Origin of the sequence: Mesorhizobium delmotii, from assembly GCF_900149755.1 — a bacterium.
Classification (GTDB): Bacteria; Pseudomonadota; Alphaproteobacteria; order Rhizobiales; family Rhizobiaceae; genus Mesorhizobium; species Mesorhizobium delmotii.
In genome coordinates, this window is sequence record NZ_FUIG01000059.1 from 20,911 (window position 1) to 45,337 (window position 24,427).

At 62.3% G+C, this 24,427-nt stretch carries 23 protein-coding genes, 1 other RNA gene and 1 pseudogene; 18 read left to right on the forward strand and 7 right to left on the reverse strand.

Annotation, left to right across the window (positions count from 1 at the left end; all coding sequences use genetic code 11):
- Window positions 1-292: 292 nt before the first annotated feature.
- The 3 genes from BQ8482_RS31635 to BQ8482_RS31645 all read left to right on the forward strand — a co-directional run bounded on the left by BQ8482_RS31635 (window position 293) and on the right by BQ8482_RS31645 (window position 2,924).
- On the forward strand, window positions 293-1,789 hold the full coding sequence (locus BQ8482_RS31635) for a CoA-acylating methylmalonate-semialdehyde dehydrogenase (protein WP_123151155.1): 1,497 nt from the start codon (window positions 293-295) through the stop codon (window positions 1,787-1,789).
- A 232-nt stretch (window positions 1,790-2,021) separates the two neighbouring features.
- Window positions 2,022-2,321, forward strand: coding sequence for a hypothetical protein (locus BQ8482_RS31640; protein WP_123151156.1), 300 nt, complete (start codon window positions 2,022-2,024; stop codon window positions 2,319-2,321).
- A 288-nt stretch (window positions 2,322-2,609) separates the two neighbouring features.
- Window positions 2,610-2,924 (forward strand): hypothetical protein, encoded by a 315-nt coding sequence (locus BQ8482_RS31645; RefSeq protein WP_123151157.1) that lies wholly within the window; start codon window positions 2,610-2,612, stop codon window positions 2,922-2,924.
- 146 nt (window positions 2,925-3,070) lie between these two features.
- Here the strand turns inward: BQ8482_RS31645 and BQ8482_RS31650 are convergent, their stop codons facing one another.
- Window positions 3,071-3,763 (reverse strand): GntR family transcriptional regulator, encoded by a 693-nt coding sequence (locus BQ8482_RS31650; protein ID WP_244603068.1) that lies wholly within the window; start codon window positions 3,761-3,763, stop codon window positions 3,071-3,073.
- A 69-nt stretch (window positions 3,764-3,832) separates the two neighbouring features.
- Here BQ8482_RS31650 and BQ8482_RS31655 point away from each other — a divergent pair, with 69 nt between their 5' ends.
- The 12 genes and pseudogenes from BQ8482_RS31655 to BQ8482_RS31710 all read left to right on the forward strand — a co-directional run bounded on the left by BQ8482_RS31655 (window position 3,833) and on the right by BQ8482_RS31710 (window position 18,169).
- Window positions 3,833-4,726 (forward strand): dihydrodipicolinate synthase family protein, encoded by an 894-nt coding sequence (locus BQ8482_RS31655; protein WP_123151158.1) that lies wholly within the window; start codon window positions 3,833-3,835, stop codon window positions 4,724-4,726.
- A gap of 192 nt (window positions 4,727-4,918) precedes the next feature.
- Window positions 4,919-6,169: an NAD(P)/FAD-dependent oxidoreductase gene (locus BQ8482_RS31660; RefSeq protein ID WP_165848799.1), complete on the forward strand. Its 1,251-nt coding sequence runs from the start codon at window positions 4,919-4,921 to the stop codon at window positions 6,167-6,169.
- A gap of 12 nt (window positions 6,170-6,181) precedes the next feature.
- Window positions 6,182-7,183 carry a 4-hydroxyproline epimerase gene (locus BQ8482_RS31665; protein WP_123151159.1) on the forward strand — a complete coding sequence of 334 codons (1,002 nt, stop codon included), beginning with the start codon at window positions 6,182-6,184 and terminating at the stop codon, window positions 7,181-7,183.
- 336 nt (window positions 7,184-7,519) lie between these two features.
- Entirely contained in the window at window positions 7,520-8,422 is a 903-nt protein-coding gene (locus BQ8482_RS31670) for a branched-chain amino acid ABC transporter permease (protein ID WP_123151160.1), read from the forward strand.
- Window positions 8,423-8,426: 4 nt separating this feature from the next.
- A complete protein-coding gene (gene livM, locus BQ8482_RS31675) occupies window positions 8,427-10,022 on the forward strand; it encodes a high-affinity branched-chain amino acid ABC transporter permease LivM (RefSeq protein ID WP_123151161.1) in 1,596 nt (531 codons plus the stop codon).
- Window positions 10,022-11,182: pseudogene (locus BQ8482_RS31680) on the forward strand (ABC transporter ATP-binding protein); the annotation flags it as partial. The gene livM and the pseudogene BQ8482_RS31680, both read left to right, overlap by 1 nt.
- Before the next feature lie 8 nt (window positions 11,183-11,190).
- A complete protein-coding gene (locus tag BQ8482_RS31685) occupies window positions 11,191-11,919 on the forward strand; it encodes an ABC transporter ATP-binding protein (protein ID WP_123151163.1) in 729 nt (242 codons plus the stop codon).
- 17 nt (window positions 11,920-11,936) lie between these two features.
- Window positions 11,937-12,284 (forward strand): DUF6867 family protein, encoded by a 348-nt coding sequence (locus BQ8482_RS31690; protein WP_123151164.1) that lies wholly within the window; start codon window positions 11,937-11,939, stop codon window positions 12,282-12,284.
- Window positions 12,285-12,423: 139 nt separating this feature from the next.
- Window positions 12,424-13,554 (forward strand): branched-chain amino acid ABC transporter substrate-binding protein, encoded by a 1,131-nt coding sequence (locus BQ8482_RS31695; protein WP_123151165.1) that lies wholly within the window; start codon window positions 12,424-12,426, stop codon window positions 13,552-13,554.
- A gap of 230 nt (window positions 13,555-13,784) precedes the next feature.
- Entirely contained in the window at window positions 13,785-17,243 is a 3,459-nt protein-coding gene (gene pyc / locus BQ8482_RS31700) for a pyruvate carboxylase (RefSeq protein ID WP_123151166.1), read from the forward strand.
- Between the two features lie 158 nt (window positions 17,244-17,401).
- On the forward strand, window positions 17,402-17,662 hold the full coding sequence (locus tag BQ8482_RS31705; RefSeq protein ID WP_023800031.1) for a DUF2312 domain-containing protein: 261 nt from the start codon (window positions 17,402-17,404) through the stop codon (window positions 17,660-17,662).
- Between the two features lie 51 nt (window positions 17,663-17,713).
- The gene (locus BQ8482_RS31710; protein ID WP_123151167.1) at window positions 17,714-18,169 is read left to right on the forward strand and encodes a hypothetical protein; all 456 of its coding nucleotides are present in this window, start codon (window positions 17,714-17,716) and stop codon (window positions 18,167-18,169) included.
- A gap of 129 nt (window positions 18,170-18,298) precedes the next feature.
- Here BQ8482_RS31710 and BQ8482_RS31715 read toward each other — a convergent pair whose 3' ends face one another.
- Complete coding sequence (locus BQ8482_RS31715; protein WP_123151168.1) at window positions 18,299-18,808, reverse strand: arsenate reductase ArsC; 510 nt, start codon at window positions 18,806-18,808, stop codon at window positions 18,299-18,301.
- Window positions 18,809-19,024: 216 nt separating this feature from the next.
- Here BQ8482_RS31715 and BQ8482_RS31720 point away from each other — a divergent pair, with 216 nt between their 5' ends.
- The gene (locus BQ8482_RS31720; protein WP_123151169.1) at window positions 19,025-19,369 is read left to right on the forward strand and encodes a hypothetical protein; all 345 of its coding nucleotides are present in this window, start codon (window positions 19,025-19,027) and stop codon (window positions 19,367-19,369) included.
- Between the two features lie 60 nt (window positions 19,370-19,429).
- Here the strand turns inward: BQ8482_RS31720 and msrB are convergent, their stop codons facing one another.
- The 5 genes from msrB to BQ8482_RS31745 form a co-directional block, all read right to left on the reverse strand.
- Window positions 19,430-19,834, reverse strand: a complete 405-nt coding sequence (gene msrB, locus BQ8482_RS31725; RefSeq protein ID WP_027152870.1) for a peptide-methionine (R)-S-oxide reductase MsrB — start codon at window positions 19,832-19,834, stop codon at window positions 19,430-19,432.
- Window positions 19,835-19,944: 110 nt separating this feature from the next.
- Window positions 19,945-20,766, reverse strand: a complete 822-nt coding sequence (locus tag BQ8482_RS31730) for an MBL fold metallo-hydrolase (protein WP_123151170.1) — start codon at window positions 20,764-20,766, stop codon at window positions 19,945-19,947.
- Entirely contained in the window at window positions 20,767-21,957 is a 1,191-nt protein-coding gene (locus tag BQ8482_RS31735; RefSeq protein WP_123151171.1) for a vWA domain-containing protein, read from the reverse strand. It abuts the gene before it with no gap.
- 8 nt (window positions 21,958-21,965) lie between these two features.
- The gene (locus tag BQ8482_RS31740; protein WP_123151172.1) at window positions 21,966-22,412 is read right to left on the reverse strand and encodes a GNAT family N-acetyltransferase; all 447 of its coding nucleotides are present in this window, start codon (window positions 22,410-22,412) and stop codon (window positions 21,966-21,968) included.
- Window positions 22,413-22,559: 147 nt separating this feature from the next.
- Window positions 22,560-23,399 (reverse strand): AAA family ATPase, encoded by an 840-nt coding sequence (locus BQ8482_RS31745; RefSeq protein WP_123151173.1) that lies wholly within the window; start codon window positions 23,397-23,399, stop codon window positions 22,560-22,562.
- A gap of 183 nt (window positions 23,400-23,582) precedes the next feature.
- Here BQ8482_RS31745 and ssrS point away from each other — a divergent pair.
- Window positions 23,583-23,738, forward strand: a non-coding RNA gene (gene ssrS, locus BQ8482_RS31750) — 6S RNA.
- A gap of 97 nt (window positions 23,739-23,835) precedes the next feature.
- Entirely contained in the window at window positions 23,836-24,423 is a 588-nt protein-coding gene (locus BQ8482_RS31755) for a 5-formyltetrahydrofolate cyclo-ligase (RefSeq protein WP_123151174.1), read from the forward strand.
- The last annotated feature ends 4 nt before the right edge of the window (window positions 24,424-24,427 follow it).

Here is a 24,427-nt window from a genome sequence, read left to right on the forward strand (position 1 = left end):
TCGGATGTCGCATTGGCTTTCGCGAATCTCCAACGTTGCAGAAAGGGCGGTAAGGCTGAAGCTGCCAATCTCCCCCCTTGCGGGGGAGATGGCCGGCAGGCCAGAGGGGGGTGTGAAGGAACGCAATCTCTCAATCCCTGCAGCGATGAACCGGCACCCTATCATTTGCGGCAATTGATGCACAGGCGTCGTCCGCACTCTATTTTCCGCACAACGGTTGCGTGTTCGCTCGCGTTGCCATCGGCCGCACAAAGGCGGACAATGCTGCATCACAAATACAGGGAGAGAAACCATGATCGAATACGGTCATTTCATCGGCGGCAAGCGTGTCGCTGGGACCAGCGGCCGCAAGCAAGACGTCATGCAGCCAATGGACGGCACGGTGCGCGGCACCGTGGCACTCGCTTCGCAGGCGGAACTGCGTGCGGCGGTGGAAAACGCCAAGGCGGCGCAGCCCGGCTGGGCGGCGACCAACCCGCAGCGGCGCGTGCGCGTGTTGATGAAGTTCCTCGAACTGGTCGCCAAGGAGTATGATGCGCTGGCCGACATTCTGGCGCGCGAACACGGCAAGACCATCGCCGACGCCAAGGGCGACATCCAGCGCGGCCTGGAAGTGGTCGAGGCCTGCATCGGTGCACCGCATATGATGAAGGGCGAGTTCACCGACGGCGCCGGCCCCGGCATCGACGTCTATTCAATGCGCCAGCCGCTCGGCGTCGTTGCCGGCATCACGCCGTTCAATTTTCCGGCGATGATCCCCTTGTGGAAGATCGCGCCGGCTATCGCTTGCGGCAACGCCTTCATCCTGAAGCCTTCGGAGCGCGATCCAGGCGTGCCGATGCGCATCGCCGAATTGTTCATCGAGGCCGGCCTGCCGGCGGGCATCCTCAACGTCGTCAACGGCGACAAGGACGTGGTCGACGCCATCCTCGACGACCCTGACATCAAGGCTATCGGTTTCGTCGGCTCGACGCCGATCGCCCAGTACATCTATTCGCGCGGCTGCGCGGCCGGCAAGCGCGTGCAGTGCTTCGGCGGCGCCAAGAACCACATGATCATCATGCCCGACGCCGACATGGACCAGACCGTCGACGCGCTGATCGGCGCCGGCTACGGCTCAGCCGGCGAGCGCTGCATGGCGATCTCGGTGGCTGTCCCGGTCGGCAACGACGCCGCCAACCGGCTGATGGAAAAGCTGGTGCCGCGTGTCGAAAGCCTGAAGGTCGGCCCGTCGACGGATTCGTCCGCCGATTTCGGCCCGCTGGTGACGGCGCAGGCGCTGGAGCGGGTCAAGGGCTATGTCGATACCGGCGTCAGGGAAGGCGCCAAGCTGGTCGTCGACGGCCGCGGCTTTTCCATGCAGGGCTATGAGAACGGCTACTATATGGGCGGCTGCCTGTTCGACAACGTGACCGCCGATATGCGCATCTACAAGGAAGAGATCTTTGGGCCGGTGCTCTCGGTGGTGCGCGCGCCGACTTACGAGAACGCGATCAAGCTCGCCAACGACCACGAAATGGGCAACGGCGTCGCCATTTTCACCCGCGACGGTGATGCGGCCCGCGACTTCGCCTCGAGGGTCCAGGTCGGCATGGTCGGTATCAATGTGCCGATCCCGGTGCCGATCGCCTACTACACGTTCGGTGGCTGGAAAGCGTCTTCCTTCGGCGACCTCAACCAGCACGGACCGGACGCATTCCGTTTCTACACCAAGACCAAGACAGTGACCTCGCGCTGGCCGTCAGGTGTGAAGGACGGCGCCGAATTCGTCATCCCGACGATGAATTAGCCGGTCGACAAACAGCTCCAGATTTTTTGATTGAAGACGAAAAAGGCCCGGCTAGAAACCGGGCCTTTCTGTTGGCCGGTCTCGCACCGTATCTGCCTGAACGCTAATGTGATGGAACCAAGCGGACAGCAGACGCCTTAACTTGCAATCTGCCGCCAAGGAGACGCGGCAGATAGCCAACGGCGCCTGGCGACAGCTTCGCGGGGCAAGGGCCGGCGCAAGGAGGTGTGAGATGACACGTCTCATGGTGTCGATACTTGGCGCGGCGGCTGCCGCGTTTTCCGCCGCCCCGACAACAGCGGCCGAACAATGCGCGCCACGAGCCGACATGATCAAGGCGCTCGGCGAGAAGTTCCGGGAAAATCCAACCGCGCTCGGCGTCGTCAATCCGAATGTGATTGTTGAAGTCTTCGTTTCCGACCAGGGCACCTGGACCATCCTCGCCAGCGACACACGCGGTCAAAGCTGCGTGGTTTCGGTTGGTGAAGGCTGGGAGAGCGCGATGACGAAAGCGGCGCTGCCAGGTACCTGAGCCGCCTAGCGGGCGGCATCCGCCTTAGCGTAGCCGCGCGCAGGCCGCGGTTCTCGACGACGACCATGAAACGGATCAGCAGGCGCCCCAGCGGGCGCCTGCTTGCGCTTTTTCCTGGCCGACACCATATATGGAACATAGTGGGAACATTGTGAATCGTCCCCGCTGATGACAGACCGGAACACGGAAAGGAACGACGCGATGCTGATGACGTCGGAACCGGCCTGGATCGTTCTGGCAAAATGAGGGCTCTCCCTTTGCCGGACGCGATGGCAAAGGAGGTGCCCTATGGCGCGCAAATCGCTGTTGGTTGGGTTGAAAACCCTGGTTCTTGCTGGGGCATTGGCGGTGGGTACGAACGCCGCAAGCGCCCAATATCAATACTGCGTTGAGCATGGCGATCTCGTCGCCCATCTTAGCGAGCAATTCCAGGAAAGACAGTTTGCTTTCGGGCTGATCGGTCAGATGGCGATTATGGAAGTCTATGTCGCCGACAGCGGAAGCTGGACGATCATCGTCACCGACCTCGACGGCAGAAGCTGCATCGTCGCGGCCGGCGAACATTGGGAAAACGTGATGATCCCGGCCGACCAGGACGCATGACGGATTTAGGCGATGCTCGGCACCTGGCAGCCGCCGGGGCGCTTTGCGGTCTTTTGCTCCTTCTTTCGCCGTCAGACCAGGCGCTCTCGACGCCTTGTTGAAATGGCCGGAACTCAAAGAGCCGGCCGAAGGTTGATGCCGATCTCCTAGCGCGTCGCAGCCGCCTCGGCATGGCCGCGCAGCAGCGCCATCAGGCGCTTGGCATCTTTGGCGGCGGCGTCTTCGTCGCCGGCGAGGATCGAGCGGATCAGCGCGACGTGGTGCTCTGCCGATTCCGCCAGTCCGGTTTCGGCCTTGTAGCGGAACCAGAAGCGGCGGCTGTGGGTCTGCAACGGGGCTGCCAGCCGCGCGGCGAATGGGTTGTCGGCCGCCAGCGCCAGCGCCTCGTCGAGCGCCTTGTCGGCCTGAATGAAGGCTAGCACGTTGCCTGATATCACCGCCTTCTGCATGGCCAGTGCCGCATCGTGAAACAGGTCGGCGGCGTCACGGGTGACGAAGCGGGCGGCCGAGCGGGCAAGAACCACCTCGACGCCACGCCGTGCATCGAGAACGCGCAACCAGTCGCCGGGATGCAGCGGGGCAATGGCGATGCCGGCACGCGGCCGGACATCCAGCAGTCCCTCCCAGGCCAGCCGCTGGATCGCCTCGCGCACCGGCGTGCGGCCGAGCACGAGCCTGTCGATCAAGGCGCCCTCGGTGATGAAGCTTGCAGGCGCCAGTTCGAGTGTCACGATCATGTGCTCGAGCACGCGGTAGGCTTTCGCCGCCGCTGGCTCGAATGCTGGGCTTGTTCCATTGAATATCAAAGGCGAGCTCCTGATATATTTTTGATATATCATAGCGGAATCCGTGTTGACAGTCCGTTTCCTAATAAATATACGACTGATATATCAGATGGAGCGACCGTCATGTGGACCGGAGTTTTTCCCGCCGTCACGACCAAATTCACCGAGGACGACCGCCTCGACCATGGCGAGATGGAGCGCTGCTTTGCGCTGCAGATGGAGGCTGGCTGCGACGGCATCATCGTCTGCGGCTCGCTCGGCGAGGGGCCGATGCTCTCGCATGACGAGAAGATCGAGGTGCTGAAGACCGCGCAGAAGATCGCAGGCAATAAGCCGGTTCTGCTGACGGTCAACGAAGCCGGCACGCGCGAGGCGACGGCGATCGCACGCCGCGCCGCCAAAGAGGTCGCCAACGGGCTGATGGTGGTGCCGAGCCCGATCTACCACACCAATGCGGAGGAGACGGTTGCGGCACTGCGTGCCGTTGCCGAGGCCGGCGACCTGCCGGTGATGATCTATTCCAACCGGCTTGCCTATCGCGTCGACGTGACCGTCGACCAGATGGAGGAACTGGCGAAGGACAAGCGCTTTGTCGCCATCAAGGAATCCTCCGACGACATCCGCCGCTCGACCGAGATCATCAACCGCTTCGGCGACCGCTACGACCTGTTCACCGGCGTCGACAATCTGGCGTTCGAGGCGCTGTCGGTCGGCGCCATCGGCTGGGTGGCGGGGCTGGTCACTGCGTTTCCGCGCGAGACGGTCGCCATCTACCAGTTGATGAAGCAGGGTCGCCGCGAGGAGGCGCTGAAAATCTACCGCTGGTTCCGGCCGCTGCTCGACCTCGACGTCTCGACCTATCTCGTGCAGAACATCAAGCTCGCGGAAGTCTTGGCGATCAACACCAACGATCGCGTGCGCATGCCGCGCCAGCCGCTGTCGGGCGAGCGCCGCAGGATGGTCGAAAAGATCGTCAGGGATGCACTGGCGGTGCGGCCGGCACTGCCACAATTCTAAGGGTGGCAATGTCGCAGACCCCCTCATCCGGCCCTTCGGGCCACCTTCTCCCCGAGGGGAGAAGAGGTCGCCAACGCTGGCGTCAGTCTCTTCTCCCCGACGGGAGAAGGTGGCCCGAAGGGCCGGATGAGGGGGCTGGCTACAAGGTACCGAGCGATGCGGAGGTCGAGCCATGCAGCGTGGCGCGCAGCCATGAATAGCGATGCTGCAATCGACATCGCCATTATCGGCGGCGGCATCATCGGCATCTGTGTCGCCGCCTATCTGGCCGAGGCAGGACGAAACGTCACGATCTTCGATCGGACGGGGATCTGCGAGGAGACGAGTTCCGGCAATGCCGCAGCCCTGGCCTTCTCCGATGTGCTGCCGCTGGCCCACAAGGGCATGATCAGGCATCTGCCGAAATGGCTTGCCGACCCGCTTGGCCCGCTCAGCATCCCGCCCGCCTACCTGCCGAAGCTGCTGCCATGGCTTGTCCGCTTCTGGCGGGCCGGACGAAGCGACCGCTACGAGGCCAGCCTCGCGGCGCAGGCCGGGATGATGCGGCTCGCCGAGGCCGAATGGGCCGGGCTGATGGCGCGCTCGGGTACCGGAAACATGCTGCGCGAGGACGGGTCGCTGGAACTTTACGAGAGCGAGGCCGAGTTCAAGGCTTCACTGCCCGGCTGGGCGGCCAGGCAACGCTTCGGCATCGGCTTCAGCCATGTCGAGGGCGACGCTCTCGCCGCTTTGCAGCCGGGCCTGTCGCCGCGCTTCGTCAAAGGCACTTTCGTGCCGGGATGGAAGACCGTTACGGATCCGAAATTATTGGGTAAGGCGATCTGGGCCTATGCCGAGACCAACGGTGCGCGTTTCGAAAAGGCGAGGATCGACCAAGTCGGGGCGGGACTGGACGGCGCGACATTGACGCTGGCCGACGGCACGGTGCGGCAAGCAAAATGCCTCGTCATCGCCGCCGGCGCCTGGTCGCATCTCCTGGCGAAACATATCGGTGACCGCATCCCGCTCGAAACCGAGCGCGGCTACAACACGACGCTGCCGAAGACCGCCTTCGACGTGAAGCGGCAACTGATCTTCTCCGGCCACGGCTTCGTCGTCACGCCGCTTGAAACCGCTGTGCGCGTCGGCGGCGCGGTCGAGCTCGGCGGCATTGAGCGGCCGCCCAACTACGCCCGCTCGAAAGCGCTGCTCGACAAGGCACAAAAATTCCTGCCAGGACTTGACCCGGCCGGCGGCCGCGAATGGATGGGATTCCGGCCATCGCTGCCGGATTCGCTGCCGGTGATCGGTGGCGCCAGGCAGGCCGGCACGATAGTCTATGCCTTCGGCCACGGCCATCTCGGCCTGACCCAGTCGGCTGCCACCGGACGCCTGGTCCGCGATCTCATTCTCGGCCAAAATCCGGTGTTTGATCTGTCTCCGTTTTCTCCGAACCGCTTCTGACGGGATCTAGAAATGGCGCGCCACTCCTTCTTCTGCATCGACGGCCACACCTGCGGCAATCCGGTGCGGCTTGTCGCCGGCGGCGGACCGCTGCTCCAGGGCGCGACGATGATGGAGCGGCGCGCGCATTTCCTGGCCGAGTATGACTGGATCCGCACCGGGCTGATGTTCGAGCCGCGCGGCCATGACGTGATGTCCGGCTCGATCCTCTACCCGCCGACGAGGCCCGATTGCGACATCGCCATCCTTTTCATCGAAACCTCTGGCTGCCTGCCAATGTGCGGTCACGGCACCATCGGCACGGTGACGATGGCCATCGAGCACGGGCTGATCAAACCGAAGACGCCGGGTTCGCTCAGGCTGGACACGCCGGCCGGCCTGGTCACTGCCGAGTACAAACAGGTCGGCGAATATGTCGAGGAGGTGCGCATCACCAACGTGCCGTCCTTTCTCCATGCCGAGGGACTGACGGTCGAATGTCCGGAACTCGGCGAGATCAGCGTCGATGTCGCCTATGGCGGCAATTTCTACGCCATCGTCGAGCCGCAGAAGAACTATCGCGACTTGGCCGACCACTCTGCCGGCGACCTCATCGCCTGGAGCCCGGTGGTGCGGCAGCGGCTCAACGAGAAGTACGCTTTCGTGCACCCCGAGAATCCCGGCATCGACCGGCTGTCGCATATGCTGTGGACGGGTATGCCGACCGACAGCCAGGCGGATGCGCGCAACGCCGTCTTCTACGGCGACAAGGCGATCGACCGCTCGCCTTGCGGCACCGGCACCTCGGCGCGGATGGCGCAACTTCACGCCAAGGGCAAGCTTAGGACCGGCGACGATTTCGTCCATGAATCGATCATCGGTTCGCTGTTCAAAGGCAGGGTCGAGAAGGAAGTCACGGTTGCGGGCAAGCCGGCGATCGTTCCCTCGATCGGCGGCTGGGCGCGTATGACCGGATTGAACACGATCTTCATCGACGACCGCGATCCGTTTGCGCACGGATTCGTCGTCAGATAGAGAGCATCCTGACGCAGGGGAATCGAACGGAACGCCAAGATCGATTGCTTCGGCGGCGCAACGATCCCGCTCATCAACTTATTTTGACGGCGATTCCTTCGAAAACGGGGTGCATGTCGACGCCGAATCGTCAAAGACATTGCCTTATGCCAATGATAGGGTCCGCCATAGTCCAGAGGCCGGAAGGGAAAGAACGGGCAATCCGATCGCGTGCTTCAAAATCACGCATGCCGATTAAAAAATGACGTTGCAATCCGGGCTCGAAACTTTACGACTAAGGGAAATACGAAAAGGAATGCGTCTGCATGGGCGACATTCCAGGGGAGCAACGGCAGCATGCAGTATTTTGTCCAGCAGCTTATCAATGGGCTGACGCTGGGATCGATCTATGGACTGATAGCGATCGGCTATACGATGGTCTACGGCATCATCGGCATGATCAATTTCGCCCATGGCGACATCTTCATGGTCGGGGCCTTCGCCGCCCTCATCGTTTTCCTCATCCTCGGTGCGTTGTTCTATTCGGTGCCGGTGGTCATCGCACTTCTGGTCATGATGATCGTGGCGATGCTTTTGACCAGCCTGTACAATTGGACGATCGAAAAGCTGGCCTATCGGCCGTTGCGCGGCTCGTTCCGGCTGGCGCCGCTGATCACCGCGATCGGCATGTCGATCGTGCTGTCGAACTTCGTCCAGGTGTCGCAAGGGCCGCGCAACAAGCCGGTCCCGCCGATGGTGTCCAAGGTCTACAACATCGAAGGCATCAGCGTGTCGCTGAAGCAGATCATCATCGTCCTGGTCACCATAGTCCTGCTGGCGCTGTTCTGGTACCTGGTCAACAAGACCTCGCTGGGTCGAGCCCAAAGGGCGTGCGAGCAGGATCGCAAGATGGCCGCACTGCTCGGCATCGACGTCGATCGCACCATCTCGATCACCTTCATTATGGGCGCCGCCCTTGCCGCCGTCGCCGGCACGTTGTTCCTGATGTATTACGGTGTGGTGGTGTTTTCCGATGGCTTTACGCCCGGTGTGAAGGCATTTACTGCCGCGGTGCTCGGCGGCATCGGCTCGTTGCCCGGCGCCGTGCTCGGCGGGCTGATGATCGGCTTCATCGAAAGCATGTGGTCGGCCTATTTCTCGATCGATTACAAGGACGTCGCCGCCTTCTCCATCCTGGCGATCGTGCTGATCTTCCTGCCTTCCGGCATTCTCGGCCGGCCAGAAGTCGAAAAGGTCTGAGACAATGGCGGTCACCGCATCTCCGGAGCGCGACATCGTCGCCACCCCCATGCAGCGCGCCACCCGCGAAGCGCTCTATGCCGGCGCCATCGTGCTTGGCCTGTTCGTGCTGTTCATCGGCCTGAAGACCGATCAGAACATCAGCAACGAGCTGATCCTGGTGCAGCGCTGGGGCCTGCTCGCCGTGGTGATCATCGCCACGATGGTCGGCCGCTTCCTTTACGTCGCCTATGGCCAGCCCTTCCTGGCCAAACAGAAGATCGCCGATGTCGCCACCGGCCTGTTGCCAGCCAGCGTCGCGACGCGGTTCTTCCGGTTGCCGTATTTCATCGCGGCCATCGCCATAGTGGCCGTGCTGGTTCTTCTGGCCGGCTCCCTCGATGGTTTGCTGGGGCCGGCTCTTGCCGGTTATGCACGGTTCGTGCGGGCGCTGGCGATCATCTATGCCCTGGCCTCGGTGCTGTTCTATTTCCGCAGCTTCATCCAAGCCCACTTCTCGGGCCTGGGCATCACCGCGCTGGCGCTCTATCCGATCGTCGTCGTGCTGGTGCTTGCCCTCTATACGGGATCGATGGTGGGCGGCTTCCAGGGCTCGCTGAAATGGGTCGACAATTTCGGCATCCAAATCCTGATCTATGTGATGCTGGCCTGGGGACTGAATATCGTCGTCGGCCTCGCCGGTTTGCTTGACCTCGGCTATGTCGCCTTCTACGCCGTCGGCGCCTATGCCTATGCGCTGCTCGGTACCCATTTCGGCCTGTCGTTCTGGATCCTGCTGCCGGCTGCCGGCGCCATGGCCGCGTTCTGGGGCGTCATGCTCGGCTTTCCGGTGCTGCGCCTGCGCGGCGACTATCTGGCGATCGTGACGCTCGCCTTCGGCGAGATCATAAGGCTGGTGATCATCAACTGGCGCGAGGTCACCAACGGCTCGGCCGGTATTTCCGGCATCCCGAAGGTCTCTTTCTTCGGCCTGATATCGTTCAACGTTTCGGACCCGAACTATATCGCCAAGGTTCTCGGCATCGCCCAATCTGGCGCCTACTACAAGATCTTCCTCTACTACCTGATCCTTGGGCTCTGCCTGCTGACGGCCTTTGTCACCATAAGGCTCAGGCGCATGCCCGTCGGCCGCGCCTGGGAAGCGCTGCGTGAAGACGAGATCGCCTGCCGCTCGCTCGGCATCAACACCACCACCACCAAGCTCACCGCCTTTGCCACCGGCGCCATGTTCGGCGGCTTCGCCGGCTCGTTCTTCGCCGCAAGGCAAGGCTTCGTCAGCCCCGAATCCTTCATCTTCCTGGAATCGGCGATTATCCTCGCCATCGTCGTGCTCGGCGGCATGGGCTCGCTTGTCGGCATTGCCGTCGCCGCCCTGGTGATGATCGGCGGCACCGAGGCGCTGCGCGAACTCGATTTCCTGAAGCAGGTTTTCGGTCCCGACTTCACGCCGGAGCTTTACCGCATGCTGCTGTTCGGCATAGCCATGGTCATCGTCATGGTGTGGAAGCCGCGCGGCTTTGTCGGCAGCCGTGAACCGACAGCCTTCCTCAAGGAGCGCAGGGCCGTATCCGGCTCCTTCACCAAGGAGGGCCACGGCTGATGAGTGATGCGAGCCCATCCATGAACGATGCCATCCTGCAGGTCGAGCATATGTCGATGAAGTTCGGTGGTCTAGTCGCCATTGGCGACCTGTCATTCCAGGCCAAGCGTGGCGAGATCACCGCGCTGATCGGCCCGAACGGCGCCGGCAAGACCACCGTATTCAACTGCATCACCGGCTTCTACAAACCGTCGGAGGGCATGATCCGCTTCGCCGGCAGGGACGGTGGGGAGTTCCTGCTCGAGCGGATGCCGGATTTCCAGATCACTGCCAAGGCCAAGGTCGCCCGCACGTTCCAGAACATCCGCCTGTTCTCCGGCATGACGCTGCTGGAGAACCTGCTGGTGGCGCAGCACAACAAGCTGATGAAGGCATCCGGCTACACCATCCTCGGCCTGTTCGGCTTCAGCGGCTACCGGACAGCATCGGCCGAGTCGATCGACCTGGCCAAGCACTGGCTGGAGAAGGCCAACCTCGTCGACCGAGCCGACGATCCGGCCGGCGACCTGCCCTACGGCGCGCAACGGCGCCTGGAGATCGCACGGGCCATGTGCACGGGTCCGGAACTGCTCTGCCTCGACGAACCGGCCGCCGGCCTCAATCCGAAGGAATCAATGGCGCTCAACGCGCTTTTGATGGACATCAAGGATACCACCGGCACCTCGATCCTGCTGATCGAGCACGACATGGCGGTGGTCATGCAGATTTCCGACCATATCGTGGTGCTCGAATACGGGCGCAAGATCTCGGACGGCGGTCCGCAGGCGGTACGCACCGACCCGCGCGTCATCGCCGCCTATCTCGGCGTCGAAGACGAGGAGGTCGAGACGGTGCTGACCGAGGTCGGCGACGAAGACGTCATCGAGCAGCTGGATACGGGTCCAGATTCGGCGCACGGCCCAGGCACATCATCTTCATATCTCGCCGGGCCGGTGACCGACACGATCGGCCACAGCGAGGGCGAACGCGTCACGGTGTCGAAGGGCGCCTCGAAGGCCGGGCAGGTCGATGCAAAGTCGAGTGCCGCAGCAAAGCCCGCATCGCCGACAAAAGCCAAACCGACGGCGAAACCTTCTGCCGCGAAATCCTCCGCGGCAAAGCCGGCCACCAAGGCTGCGGTGAAGCCGAAGACACCGGGCGTCTCCAACCGGCGCGGAGGGCGCAAATAATGGCAGGGACAACGCTGCTCGACATCAAGGGCGTCCAGACCTACTACGGTAACATCAGGGCGCTGAACGGCGTCGATGTCACCGTTAAGGAGGGCGAGATCGTGGCGCTGATCGGCGCCAACGGCGCCGGCAAGTCGACGCTGATGATGACCATTTTTGGCGCTCCACGGGCGCGGGCGGGCACGATCACCTTCGCCGGCACCGACATCACCCAATTGCCGACCCATGAGATCGCGCGCATGCGCATTGCCCAGTCGCCGGAGGGCCGCCGCATCTTTCCGCGCATGACGGTGATGGAAAACCTGCAGATGGGCGCCAGCCTCGACAACCTCGAGCATTACGACGAGGACGTCGAGAAGGTGTTCACGCTGTTTCCGCGCCTGAAGGAACGCATTGCCCAGCGCGGCGGCACGCTGTCGGGCGGCGAGCAGCAGATGCTGTCGATCGGACGTGCGCTGATGGCGCGGCCGAAGCTGCTCCTGCTCGACGAGCCGTCGCTGGGCCTGGCGCCGCTGATCGTCAAGCAGATCTTCGACGCCATCCGCGAATTGAACCGCACGCAGGGGCTGACCGTGTTCCTGGTCGAGCAGAACGCCTTCGGCGCGCTGAAGCTCGCCACGCGCGGCTATGTCATGGTCAACGGCAATGTGACGATGACCGGCACCGGCAAGGAACTGCTCGCCGATCCGGACGTGCGCGCCGCCTATCTCGAAGGCGGCCATCACTGAGTTCAGGAGTCTTCATCATGCAGGGCATTCTCTATGAGGAACCCTCGGTCTGGCATTTCTTCTTCGTCACCTGCCTGCTTGGCGGCTGGGCGGCATGGATGACGGGCAAGGCCTGCGCCCAAACATGGCGCAGCTTCGTCCAATTGTTCGCTTACATGCTCGGCCTCGGCATCGCCGTAAGGTTCATCCATCACGCACTGTTCGGCGGCACGATGTTCTCGCTGCAGTACTACATCGTCGACACCATTGTCCTGATGATATTGGGCTTCATCGGCTATCAATACACGCGCACCAACCAGATGGTGACACAGTATAACTGGCTCTACGAAAGAGCATCGCTTTTGAGTTGGAAACCAAAAGGTTGACGTTCACCATTAACGCCGTTCCGGGGATGAATCGGCGTGACAAGTGCCTGAAAATCGGCAAAGTACGTTTTCTGCGAGTAAAAGTGGGCATCGCATGAAAGCATCATCCACGCCCACTCTGTAAATGGGAGCGTTTTACATGAGAAAATCACTTTTGTCCGCCGTCGCCCTGACCGCGCTCGTCGCGTTCAGCGGAAGCGCGTGGGCTGACATCCTGGTCGGCGTTGCCGGTCCGATCACCGGTCCGAACGCCGCCTTCGGCGCGCAGCTGCAAAAGGGCGCCGAACAGGCTGTCGCCGACATCAATGCGGCCGGCGGCATCAACGGCGAGCAGGTCAAGCTCACGGTCGGTGACGACGTGTCCGATCCCAAGCAGGGCATCTCGGTCGCCAACAAGTTCGTCGCCGACGGCGTCAAGTACGTGGTCGGCCACTTCAACTCGGGCGTTTCGATCCCCGCATCGGAAGTCTACGCCGAGAACGGTATCCTCGAGATCACCCCGGCTGCGACCAATCCGAAGTTCACCGAACGCGGCATGTGGAACACCTTCCGCACCTGCGGACGCGACGATCAGCAGGGCAAGGTTGCTGGCGACTATGTCGCCGCGAACTTCAAGGATGCCAAGATCGCTGTCATCCATGACAAGACGCCTTATGGCCAAGGCCTCGCCGACGAAACCAAGAAGGCGCTTGCAGCCAATGGCGTGACCGAGGCCATGTATGAAGGCATCAATGTCGGCGACAAGGATTTCTCGGCCCTCATCGCCAAGATGAAGGACGCGGGCGTCTCCGTCGTCTACTATGGCGGCCTGCACACCGAAGCCGGCCTGATCATACGCCAGCTCGCCGACCAGGGCCTCAAGGCAACCTTCATGTCCGGCGACGGCATCGTGTCAAACGAATTGGCGTCCATCGCCGGCGACGCCGTCGACGGCACGCTGATGACGTTCGCTCCGGATCCGCGCAAGAATCCGAACGCCAAGGAACTCGTCGAGAAGTTCCGCGCGGCCGGCTTCGAGCCTGAGGCCTATACCCTATACTCCTACGCGGCGATGGAAATCATCGCGGCCGCCATCGCCAAGGCCGGTTCAGCCGATGACGCTCAGAAGGTAGCCGAGACCATCAAGTCGGCCGGCCCCTGGAAGACCACGATCGGCGAGATCGGCTATGATGCGAAAGGCGACATCACCCGTCCGGATTACGTCATGTACACCTGGAAAAAGGGTGACGACGGCAAGTACACCTATGTCGAGAACGCACCCGGCAAGTAACCGGACGTTGCTACATGAAATGCCCGGCGCCTCGCGCCGGGCATTTTTCATGGGAGTTTCCCGAAAGCTTGATCGGGACTTCGGGGCGTTGTCGGGACCGACACGCAATGTGTTAACGCGATAGATCAAACTAAATCGGTTTAATCGCTTCCTTCGATTTTGTTTGCACTGCAGCATTTTCGCGTTAATCATGTCGTCAGTACCCTTCCGTTCGCGTCCGGAGCCTGTCCTTGGCAATCTCGAAGATCCTTGTCGCCAATCGCTCCGAAATCGCCATCCGCGTCTTCCGCGCGGCCAACGAACTCGGCCTCAAAACCGTTGCGATCTGGGCCGAGGAGGACAAATACTCGCTGCATCGCTTCAAGGCCGACGAAAGCTACCAGGTCGGGCGCGGGCCGCATCTGATCCGGGATATGGGGCCGATTGAAAGCTATCTGTCGATCGAGGAAGTGATCCGCGTCGCCAGGCTTTCGGGCGCCGATGCCATCCATCCGGGCTATGGACTGTTGTCAGAAAGCCCTGAATTCGCCGAAGCCTGCGCCAAGGCCGGCATTATTTTCATTGGACCGAAGCCGGATACGATGCGCAGGCTCGGCAACAAGGTCGCCGCACGCAACCTGGCGATCGAGGTCGGCGTACCGGTAATTCCCGCCACCGATCCGTTGCCGGACGGCATGGAGGCGGTGAAGGCGCTCGCCAGGACGATCGGCTATCCGGTGATGCTGAAGGCATCGTGGGGCGGCGGCGGCCGCGGCATGCGCGCCATTCGCTCGGAAGCCGATCTCGCCCGCGAGGTGACGGAGGGCAAGCGCGAAGCGAAAGCCGCCTTCGGCAAGGACGAGGTCTATCTCGAAAAGCTGATCGAGCGCGCCCGCCATGTCGAGGTGCAGGTGCTGGGCGACATACACGGCAATGCCGTGCACCTGTTCGAGCGCGATTGCTCCATCCAGCGCCGCAACCAGAAGGTGGTCGAGCGCGCGCCGGCGCCGTATCTCGAAATGTCGCAGCGCGAGGAGCTTTGCGGTCATGCGCTGAAGATCGCCCGCGAGACGAGCTATATCGGCGCCGGCACGGTCGAATTCCTGCAGGATGCCGACACCGGCAAATTCTACTTCATCGAGGTCAACCCGCGCATCCAGGTCGAGCACACCGTTACCGAGCAGGTGACCGGCATCGACATCGTCAAGGCGCAGATCCACATCCTCGATGGTTTCGCCATCGGCACGCCGGAATCGGGCGTGCCGGCGCAGAAGGATATCAGGCTCAACGGCCACGCGCTGCAGTGCCGCATCACCACGGAAGATCCCGAGCAAAATTTCATTCCCGACTATGGTCGTATCACCGCCTATCGCGGCGCCACCGGTTTCGGCATCCGCCTCGATGGCGGCACAGCCTATTCGGGCGCGGTCATCACCCGTTTTTACGACCCGCTGCTGGAGAAGGTGACGGCCTGGGCGCCGACGCCGGCCGAGACCATCGCCCGGATGAACCGGGCATTGCGCGAGTTCCGCATTCGCGGCGTGGCGACCAATCTCACCTTCCTCGAGGCGATCATCAATCACCCGAGTTTCGCCGATAATTCCTACACGACCAAGTTCATCGACACGACGCCGGAGCTGTTCGCCAGCGTGAAGCGGCAGGACCGCGCGACCAAGCTGCTCAACTACCTCGCCGATGTCAGCGTCAACGGCCATCCCGAGACGCGCGGCCGGCCGCAGCCGAAGGCCGATGCGGCGGCACCCATGGTGCCCTACCTCAACGGCAATGTGCCTGATGGCAGCAAGCAGAAGCTCGATGCGCTTGGGCCGGAGAAATTCGCGGCCTGGATGCGCGCACAAAAAGAGGTGCTGGTCACCGACACGACGATGCGCGACGGACACCAATCCCTGCTCGCGACGCGGGTGCGCACATATGACATCGCCGGCATTGCCGGCACCTATGCACGCGCGCTGCCGCGGCTTTTGTCGCTCGAATGCTGGGGCGGGGCGACGTTCGACGTCGCCATGCGCTTCCTTACCGAAGACCCGTGGGAACGGCTGTCGCTGGTGCGTGAGGCAGCGCCCAATTTGTTGCTGCAAATGCTTTTGCGCGGCGCCAACGGCGTCGGCTACACCAACTATCCCGACAATGTCGTCCAGCACTTCGTCAAACAGGCCGCCGCCGGCGGCATCGACCTGTTCCGCGTCTTCGACTGTTTGAACTGGGTTGACAATATGCGCGTCGCCATGGACGCGGTCGGCGCCGAGGGCAAGCTGATCGAAGCGGCGATCTGCTACACCGGCGACATACTCGACCCGGCCCGGGCCAAATACGACCTCAAATACTATGTCGCGCTGGCCAGGGGGTTGCAGGCGGCCGGCGCCCATATCATCGCGGTCAAGGACATGGCCGGACTTCTGAAGCCGAGTGCTGCCCGCGCACTGTTCAAGGCGCTGCGCGAGGCGACCGATCTGCCGATCCATTTCCACACGCACGACACGTCAGGCCTGTCGGCGGCGACGGTGCTGGCGGCGGTGGACAGCGGCGTCGACGCCATCGATGCCGCCATGGATTCCCTATCGGGCAACACCTCGCAGCCTTGCCTGGGCTCGATCGTCGAGGCGCTGAAGGGCACCGACCGAGATCCCGGCCTCGACCCGCAATGGATCAGGAACATCTCGTTCTACTGGGAGGCGGTACGCAACCAGTATGCCGCCTTCGAGAGCGACCTGAAGGGGCCGGCCTCGGAAGTCTACCTGCACGAAATGCCGGGTGGGCAGTTCACCAATCTCAAGGAACAAGCGCGCTCGCTCGGTTTGGAGACGCGCTGGCACGAAGTGGCGCAGACCTATCATGACGTCAATCTGATGTTCGGTGACATCGTCAAGGTGACGCCGTCGTCCAAGGTTGTCGGCGACATGGCGCTGATGATGGTGAGCCAGGACCTGACGGTTGCCGATGTCGAAAATCCGGCTAGGGATATCGCCTTCCCGGACTCGGTCGTGTCGATGCTGCGCGGCGATCTCGGCCAGTCGCCTGGCGGTTGGCCGGAGGCGCTACAGATGAAGGTGCTGAAAGGCGACAAACCGATAACCGTGCGGCCCGGTTCGCTGCTGAAAGCAGCCAATCTCAAGGCCAGCCGCAAGGAGATCGAGGACAAGCTTGAGCGCAAGCTCAACGAGTTCGAATTCGCCTCGTGGCTGATGTACCCGAAGGTTTTCTCCGACTTTACCGCAGCGCAGGAAACCTACGGGCCGGTCAGTGTGCTGCCGACGCCGACCTATTTCTACGGCATGAAGCCGGAAGACGAGATCTTTGTCGACATCGAGAAGGGCAAGACGCTGGTGGTGCGCTGCCTGGCCATAGGCGATGTCGACGAGAAGGGCATGGTCACCGTGTTCTTCGAGCTCAACGGCCAGCCGCGCCGAGTCAAAGTGCCGGATCGCGCGCATGGCGCTTCCGCCGCCAAGGCGCGGCGCAAGGCCGAGCCGGGCAACGAGGCGCATGTCGGCGCGCCGATGCCGGGTGTCGTCTCGGCGCTCGCCGTTGCCGCCGGCCAGACGGTCAAGGCCGGTGACGTGCTGCTGTCGATCGAGGCGATGAAGATGGAAACGGCACTGCATGCCGAGCGCGACGGCACAATCGCCGAAGTGCTGGTGAAGGCCGGCGATCAGATCGACGCCAAGGATCTGCTGATCGCATTCGGATGAGACGGGACTATCCCAGGCAGAGTCGTCCCTGCTTGGCGGCAGCCCTTCATGCCGCATCGATAACAGCTTGACCGGTCGCCCCCGGTCGGGCATCGAACCGCTGCAAATTCGCCGCGACACGTTCCTGAGTCGCGGCATGGAAACGACGCGGAGAAAAAATGGCCGACGACATCACCGAGACCAGCCAGACTGTTGCCGCCGGCCAGCTGCGAGCCTTCATCGAGCGCATCGAGCGGCTCGAGGAAGAGAAGAAGACGATCGCCGACGACATCAAGGAAGTGTTCGCCGAGGCCAAAGGCACCGGCTTCGACACCAAGGCGATGCGGTCGATCATCCGGCTGCGCAAGAAGGATCAGGCCGAGCGGCAAGAGGAGGAAACCATCCTCGACCTCTACAAAGCCGCTCTCGGCATGGTGTAAGGCTGATAACAGCCCTGGGCGCCGGCTGCGGCGCCCTCAACGGGTCGAACCATGAGCGAATTCGACTTTGGCGTCCGCCGCGCCTCTGAATTCCGCCAACGCGGCTTCTGGTCGCTGTTCTCGGAGCGGCATCCGGAAGAAAGGGGTCTGATGGCGCGGCGCGGACCCTGGTTCTGGCAGCGCGGGCTGCCCGACTTCGCCTTGGTCCTTTCCATGTATGTCGCGCCGGCGCAGAACCATGTCGGCGTCTTCTTCGGCCGCAACGAGAAGTTCGGTGCCACGGAAGCCTGGTCGCGGTTGAAGCCGTTCCAGCCGGCGATCGAAGACAGGTTGAAGCTCAGGCCGGAACAGAGTTGCGAGGGCCTCGGCATCAATTCGCTGTGGCGGGTGAACTGCTTTGCCGAGGACAATTGGCCGGCCATGGCCGACTGGCTGGTGACGGAAGCATCGCGTTTCGAGCGCGCCGTTGCCGAGGTTCTTGGAGACGGTGGCGAAGCCGGTTCGTGAATTCGCCTGCCTGTCGGCCGCTTGAGCCTAAAGCGCGTCGCGTCTGAAGAGATTCGTGCGACGCGCTTTAGTTTTGTTTTTATGCATGTCGTTACCCCAAAACCGCTGCGCACTTTTGGGCGACATGCATTAGTTCGGCTTCGCCGTGTCGCGGCCGATCGCATCGAGATGGTGTTGCAGCGCCAGATGGTCGAGCGCATCCATCGGCAGATTGGTGAACAGCGAGATGCGGTTGTTGAGCATGCGATAGGCATCGGCAAAGGCAAGGTGCAGTTCGGCCTCGGTGCCGTCTGCCTTGGCTGGGTCCGGTATCGACCAGAGCGCGGTCATCGGATGACCCGGCCAGATCGGGCAAGATTCGTTTGCGGTACTGTCGCAGAGCGTGAAGATGAAATTCATTTCCGGCGCTTCGGGCTCGGCAAACTCGTCCCAGCCTTTCGAGCGGGCGAAGCTCGTATCGTAGTTGAGGCTTTCGAGCAGCTGCAGTGCGTAGGGATTGACCTCGCCCTTCGGTTGCGAACCCGCGGAAAAGGCCCTGAACCTCCCGGCACCGATCCGATTGAGGATGGCTTCCGCCATGATGGATCGCGCCGAATTGGCGTTGCAAAGAAACAGCACGTTGTAGACATTATCGCTCATCTCAAGACCTCCTTGGCAGGCGACTGGATGATGGGGGCGGCAGATTCCGGTAAGGTATCCTTGCCGAGATGCCGACAAGGGCGACGTAGAAAGGTTTCACGACCGTTTGATGACAATCTGTCAGATAATTCGCTTGGGTGCCGATGATCGACTTGCGTTGGCAGGCTTGCCGCGTTGGACATCTCTACGACTGTGAAATGAGAGAAGGCCGCATCGATGAGTGCGCCAAAGACTTTCGAAGGCGAAGACGGCAAGGCAGGCCGCGCGGCGGGCTTCTTCCGCTCGCGCTGGCAAGGCACGGCCCCGCTTGATCGGCTGTTCTGGCGCGATCTTGTCCTTGTCGGCACGGCGATCAACATCGCAGTGTCTGTGCTGGCGCTGATCCTGCTCGGGCTGAAGCTGCCGCTCGCTCTCGTTCTGGCGGTGCATTTCGCGCCGGTGCCGTATAATTTCTTTCTGACTTTTGCGGTGTGGCGGACCGCCGAGAAATCCGGCGGCGTCAAGGCTTCGCTGATGACGCTGGGGGCTGTGCTGTGGCTGATACTGGTGGTGGTGGTCTGACGGGACGGTGCTGCCGGCAAAGGCCGGCCGAAGCCGTCCTTTGCCAACGTCGCGTTCCAGTCAGGCGGCCGGCTCGAATTTGAGCGCCACGCCGTTGATGCAGTAGCGCAGGCCGGTCGGCGGCGGGCCGTCCTCGAAGACGTGGCCGAGATGGCTGCCGCAGCGGGCGCAGTGGCATTCGGTGCGGACCATGCCGTAGCTGCGGTCGACGGTCGTCTCGACCGAACCGGGCACCGGGTCGTTGAAGCTCGGCCAGCCGGTGCCGCTCTCGAACTTCAGCTTGGATTCGAACAAAGGCTGGTCGCAGCCGACGCAGGAAAAGGTGCCGGCGCGCTTCTCGTGGAGCAGGGCGCAGCTGCCCGGCCGCTCGGTGCCGTGGTTGCGCATCACCGCATATTGCTCCGGCGTCAGCCGGGCGCGCCATTCGGCATCAGTGCGGGTGACTGGGTAGGTGTGACTATCCATTTTTTGCCTCTTAGTTAATGCCGCTATTGGGGTTGTCTTCCCAAGTTCGCCTAAAATAGGCATTTGTTACGGCGTTTGCCGGTATTTCCGATGCTGCCGCGAAGAATTCCTCAGGCGATCGCCGCGAGATACCGCGCAACCGACCCTGCAAATGCCGTCTTTGCATCTCCGAGGACGTTCTGGTTCCACCATGCGCCGTAGATATGGTCGAACGCAAAAGGCTCCAGCGCAGCCTCGATGCCGAGCACTTTCGCTGCGTTGAGCGGGATATAGTTCGGGTAGCTGTACATGAAGCTGACATGGCGGCGAGTCGGCGTCACCTGCAAGATGTCGCCGGCCAGGATCGCGTCGCCGCCGTCGCGCGTCCAGTGCAGCACCTGGCCACCGGCAAAGTGACCGCCGCAACGGATAAGTGTCAGCGAGGGGTTTAGGGCGCGCGTCTCGCCCTCCCAACTGATAACAGCCGGATGCGGCCGCATGATCCACTGACGGTCATCGGCGTGCAGATAGATCGGCACGCCGCCAAACGCCTCGCTCCACTCGACCATCGCCGAATAATAATGGCAGTGCGAAATGGCGATCGCGGTGAGGCCGCCCCGTCGGTTGATCTCGACCACCGCCTCGTCGCTGACCATCGAGATGCAGTCCCATAGTACGTTGCCGTGCGGGGTTTGTGCCAGCAGCGCCCGCTGACCGATGGCGAAGCGCGGCTCGATGCCGAAGGCGAGCACGCCGGCGTCGTCTTTCATTACGATCCGATGCCCGGCGGCGAGCTCATCCGGCGTGATCCAGGCCTGGCCCTCCCAGCGCACATATTGCCGCTCGTCCTCGCAGATCGGGCAGTGGTCCGGTGGCGCGGCTGTTGCCGCAAACTGGACGCCACACTGCAGGCAGAGGAAACAGGTCGACCTTCCTGTTTTGCGTGGATCCATTCAGTGCTTCCTTGAAAGCTGCTTCGTGGCGGCTTCGAGCCCGGCGAGCGTCAGCGGAAACATGCGGCCGCCAAAGATATCGCGGATCATGGCAATCGAATGGGTAAGACCCCAGTGCTTTTCGCTTTCGGGGTTGAGCCATACCGCGTTCGGCCATTGCTGCAGCAGGCGGCCGAGCCAAACGACGCCTGCCTCCGGGTTCCAGTGCTCGACCGAGCCGCCGGGATGCGCGATCTCATACGGGCTCATCGAGGCATCGCCGACGACGATCACCTTGTAGTCCGGACCGTATTTGTGGAGGAGATCGAAAGTCGGAATCACCTCCGCATGGCGGCGGCGATTGTCCTTCCACACGCCCTCGTAGAGGCAGTTGTGGAAGTAGAAATATTCGAGCTGGCGGAATTCGGCGCGGGCGGCCGAAAACAGCTCCTCGACGCTTTTGATGTGATCGTCCATCGAGCCGCCGACATCGAAGAACATCAGCAGCTTCACCGCATTGCGCCGCTCAGGCCGTGTCTGCACGTCGAGATAGCCGTGCTCGGCAGTGGCGTGGATGGTGCCGGGCAGGTCGAACTCCTCCTCGGCGCCTTCGCGCACCCAGCGGCGCAAACGCTTCAGCGCGATCTTGATGTTGCGGGAGCCGAGCTCGACGGCATCGTCGAAATTCCTGAATTCGCGCTTGTCCCAGACTTTGACCGCGCGGCGGTTGCGGCTTTCGTGCTGGCCGATGCGAACGCCTTCGGGATTGTAGCCATAGGCGCCGAAGGGCGAGGTGCCGCCGGTGCCGATCCATTTCGACCCGCCCTGGTGGCGGCCCTTCTGTTCCTCCAGCCGTTTCTTCAGTGTTTCCATCAGCTTCTCGAAACCGCCCAGGGCTTCGACCAGCTTTTTGTCTTCATCGGTCAGGTGCTTTTCGGCAAGCCGCCGCAGCCATTCCTCCGGGATGTTTTCGACGTCGACCGCGTTTTCGCCAGCCAGTGCTTCGACGCCCTTGAAGACGTGCGAAAAGACCTGATCGAAACGGTCGATGTGGCGCTCGTCCTTCACCAGTGTGGCGCGGGCAAGATAGTAAAAACCCTCGACGTCATAGTCGACCAGCCCTGCCTCCAGCCCTTCCAGCAGCGACAGGTATTCCCGGAGCGAGACCGGAACCCGCGCAGCCTTCAGTTCGAGGAAGAAGGGAATGAACATCGCATCAATTATAGTAAATCATATTCGATGAAGCCGGTGCGGCGCGCCACGTGATCGTAGAGCTTGCGCGCGGTGGTGTTGGTCTCGTGGGTCATCCAGTAGACGTTCTTGACGCCGACCTTGCCGGCTTCCTGCTTGACCGCTTCGATCAGGGCGGCGCCGACGCCCTTGCCGCGCACATCCGGGTCGGCGAACAAATCCTGCAGATAGCAGTTGTTCATCTGCGACCAGCAGGAGCGATGGTAGAGATAGTGCGTCAGGCCAACCGCCTTGCCGTCGAGGGTGGCGACAAAACCCTTCGGTTCGAACTCACCCGCCGCGAACAGCCGCTTCCAGGTGACGGCGTAGACCTCTTCCGGCAGCTTGGTTTCGTAGAAGGTGAGGTAAGCGGTCCACAGACGCTGCCAGTCGGCGTGGTCGGATTGTGCCAGTGGGCGGACGGTGATCTCGGTCATTTCATTTCCTTCCGAAGCTTTCGGCCCAAGCTGCCTCGGTGCCCGGCCCGCGGCAACGGTCCAGCAACGGGAAAGCGCTGTCCGCCGCCGCATGCCCGGCCCTCCGCTATGGCTTCGGGCGTTCGTCGGCCTTTGGCCGACCGCTCCTCACCCCTGCCTTCTCGCCATGAATGCCAGGCGCTCGAACAGATGCACGTCCTGTTCGTTCTTCAAAAGCGCGCCATGCAGCTTGGGGAGCGCGTTCTTCGGGTCGGCGCGCAAATGCTCGGGCGCGATGTCGTCGGCGACCAACAGGCGGATCCAGTCGAGTGCCTCGGAGGTCGACGGCTTTTTCTTCAGACCCGGCACGTCGCGGATCTCGTAGAACTGGGTCAGTGCGGCGCGCACCAGGTTCTGCTTGATGCCGGGATAGTGCACGTCGACAATCCTGTGCAGCGTCTCGACATCGGGAAAGCGGATATAGTGGAAGAAGCAGCGGCGCAGGAAAGCGTCCGGCAGTTCCTTCTCGTTGTTGGAGGTGATGATGACGATCGGGCGCACAGCGGCGCGGACCGTTTCGCCGGTCTCGTAGACGAAGAACTCCATCCTATCGAGTTCCTGCAACAGATCGTTGGGGAATTCGATATCGGCCTTGTCGATCTCGTCGATCAGAAGCACGACCTTCTTGCCGGCGGCGAAGGCGTCCCACAGCTTGCCGCGCTTGATATAGTTCCTGATGTCGTTGAAGCGCTCGTCGCCGAGCTGGCTGTCGCGCAGCCGCGAGACGGCGTCATACTCGTAGAGGCCCTGCTGCGCCCTTGTCGTCGACTTGACGTGCCATTCGATCAGCTCGAGGCCGAGCGCGGCCGCCACTTGCCTGGCCAGTTCGGTCTTGCCGGTGCCGGGCTCGCCCTTAACCAGCAATGGCTGCTCCAGCGCGATCGCCGCATTGACCGCCACCATCAGATCCTTGTCGGCGACATAGGCCGCCGTGCCTTCGAAACGCATTCTTGCTCCTCGGTTTTTCATGGTAATCGTAAGGAGACGGCCCAGCCTGTGCAAGGCGCCGCGGCGAGGGCGCGGTGAAACCTCGTGCCGCGCAGCTGCAAGGCAGAACCTGATGACGAATTAAGCCACGGAGCATGGCCCGTCTCTCTGGCGCTTGGCCGATCGCCAGCCTATATTGGTCGTGACGGTCTGCGCTTCCCGGCAGGAGAACATTTTCCCCGGGGCCTTAATGATCCCTAGGGAGCTGTCCCTGGGAAGACCCGTGGGTTTTCTCATACGGCGCCCACCTACTTTGTAGGTTCCCGGGATCGCTCTCTCCACCGGTTGTGTGGATCGTCACTCGACGCAAAGGATCTACTGACGCTTCGGTGGATCATGCGGTAGAAAACGTCGCTCCCAAAGCTCCAACCAGATCCGACCTTTCTACCTTGGCTCCATGACCTCTCCCAAAGACCTGAAGAAACATCTCCGCAAGGAAGCACTCGGGCGCCGCGATGCGCTCGATCCGTTCTGGCGGGTGGAGGCAGCGCTCGAAATGGCCGAGGCGGCGCGGGACAGCATTACGATAGAGCCGGGCCAGATCGTCTCCGGCTTCTGGCCGATGCGCTCGGAAGTCGACGTCCGGCCGCTGATGTTCGCCTTGCGCGAAAAGGGAGCAAGGCTTTGCCTGCCGGCAATTCTCAACAAGACCACCATCGTTTTTCGCGAACTGGTGCGTGGCGCACCGATGATCGACATGGGGTTCGGCACCGTCGGGCCGCATGAAGAGGCCGAGGTGCTCGATCCCCAGGTGATGCTGGTGCCGCTTGCCGCCTTCGATGCACGAGGCCACCGGATCGGCTATGGCGCCGGTTATTACGACCGCGCGATCGCGCGGCTGGTCGACAAGGGGCAGCCGCCTAGGCTGATCGGCATTGCTTTCGAGTGCCAGGAGGTGGCGCTGGTGCCGGACGAGCCGCATGACGTGATCATTCCGGAAATACTCACCGAGAGCGGGTTGCGCCGGTTCGCGCCGAAATTGTAGATAA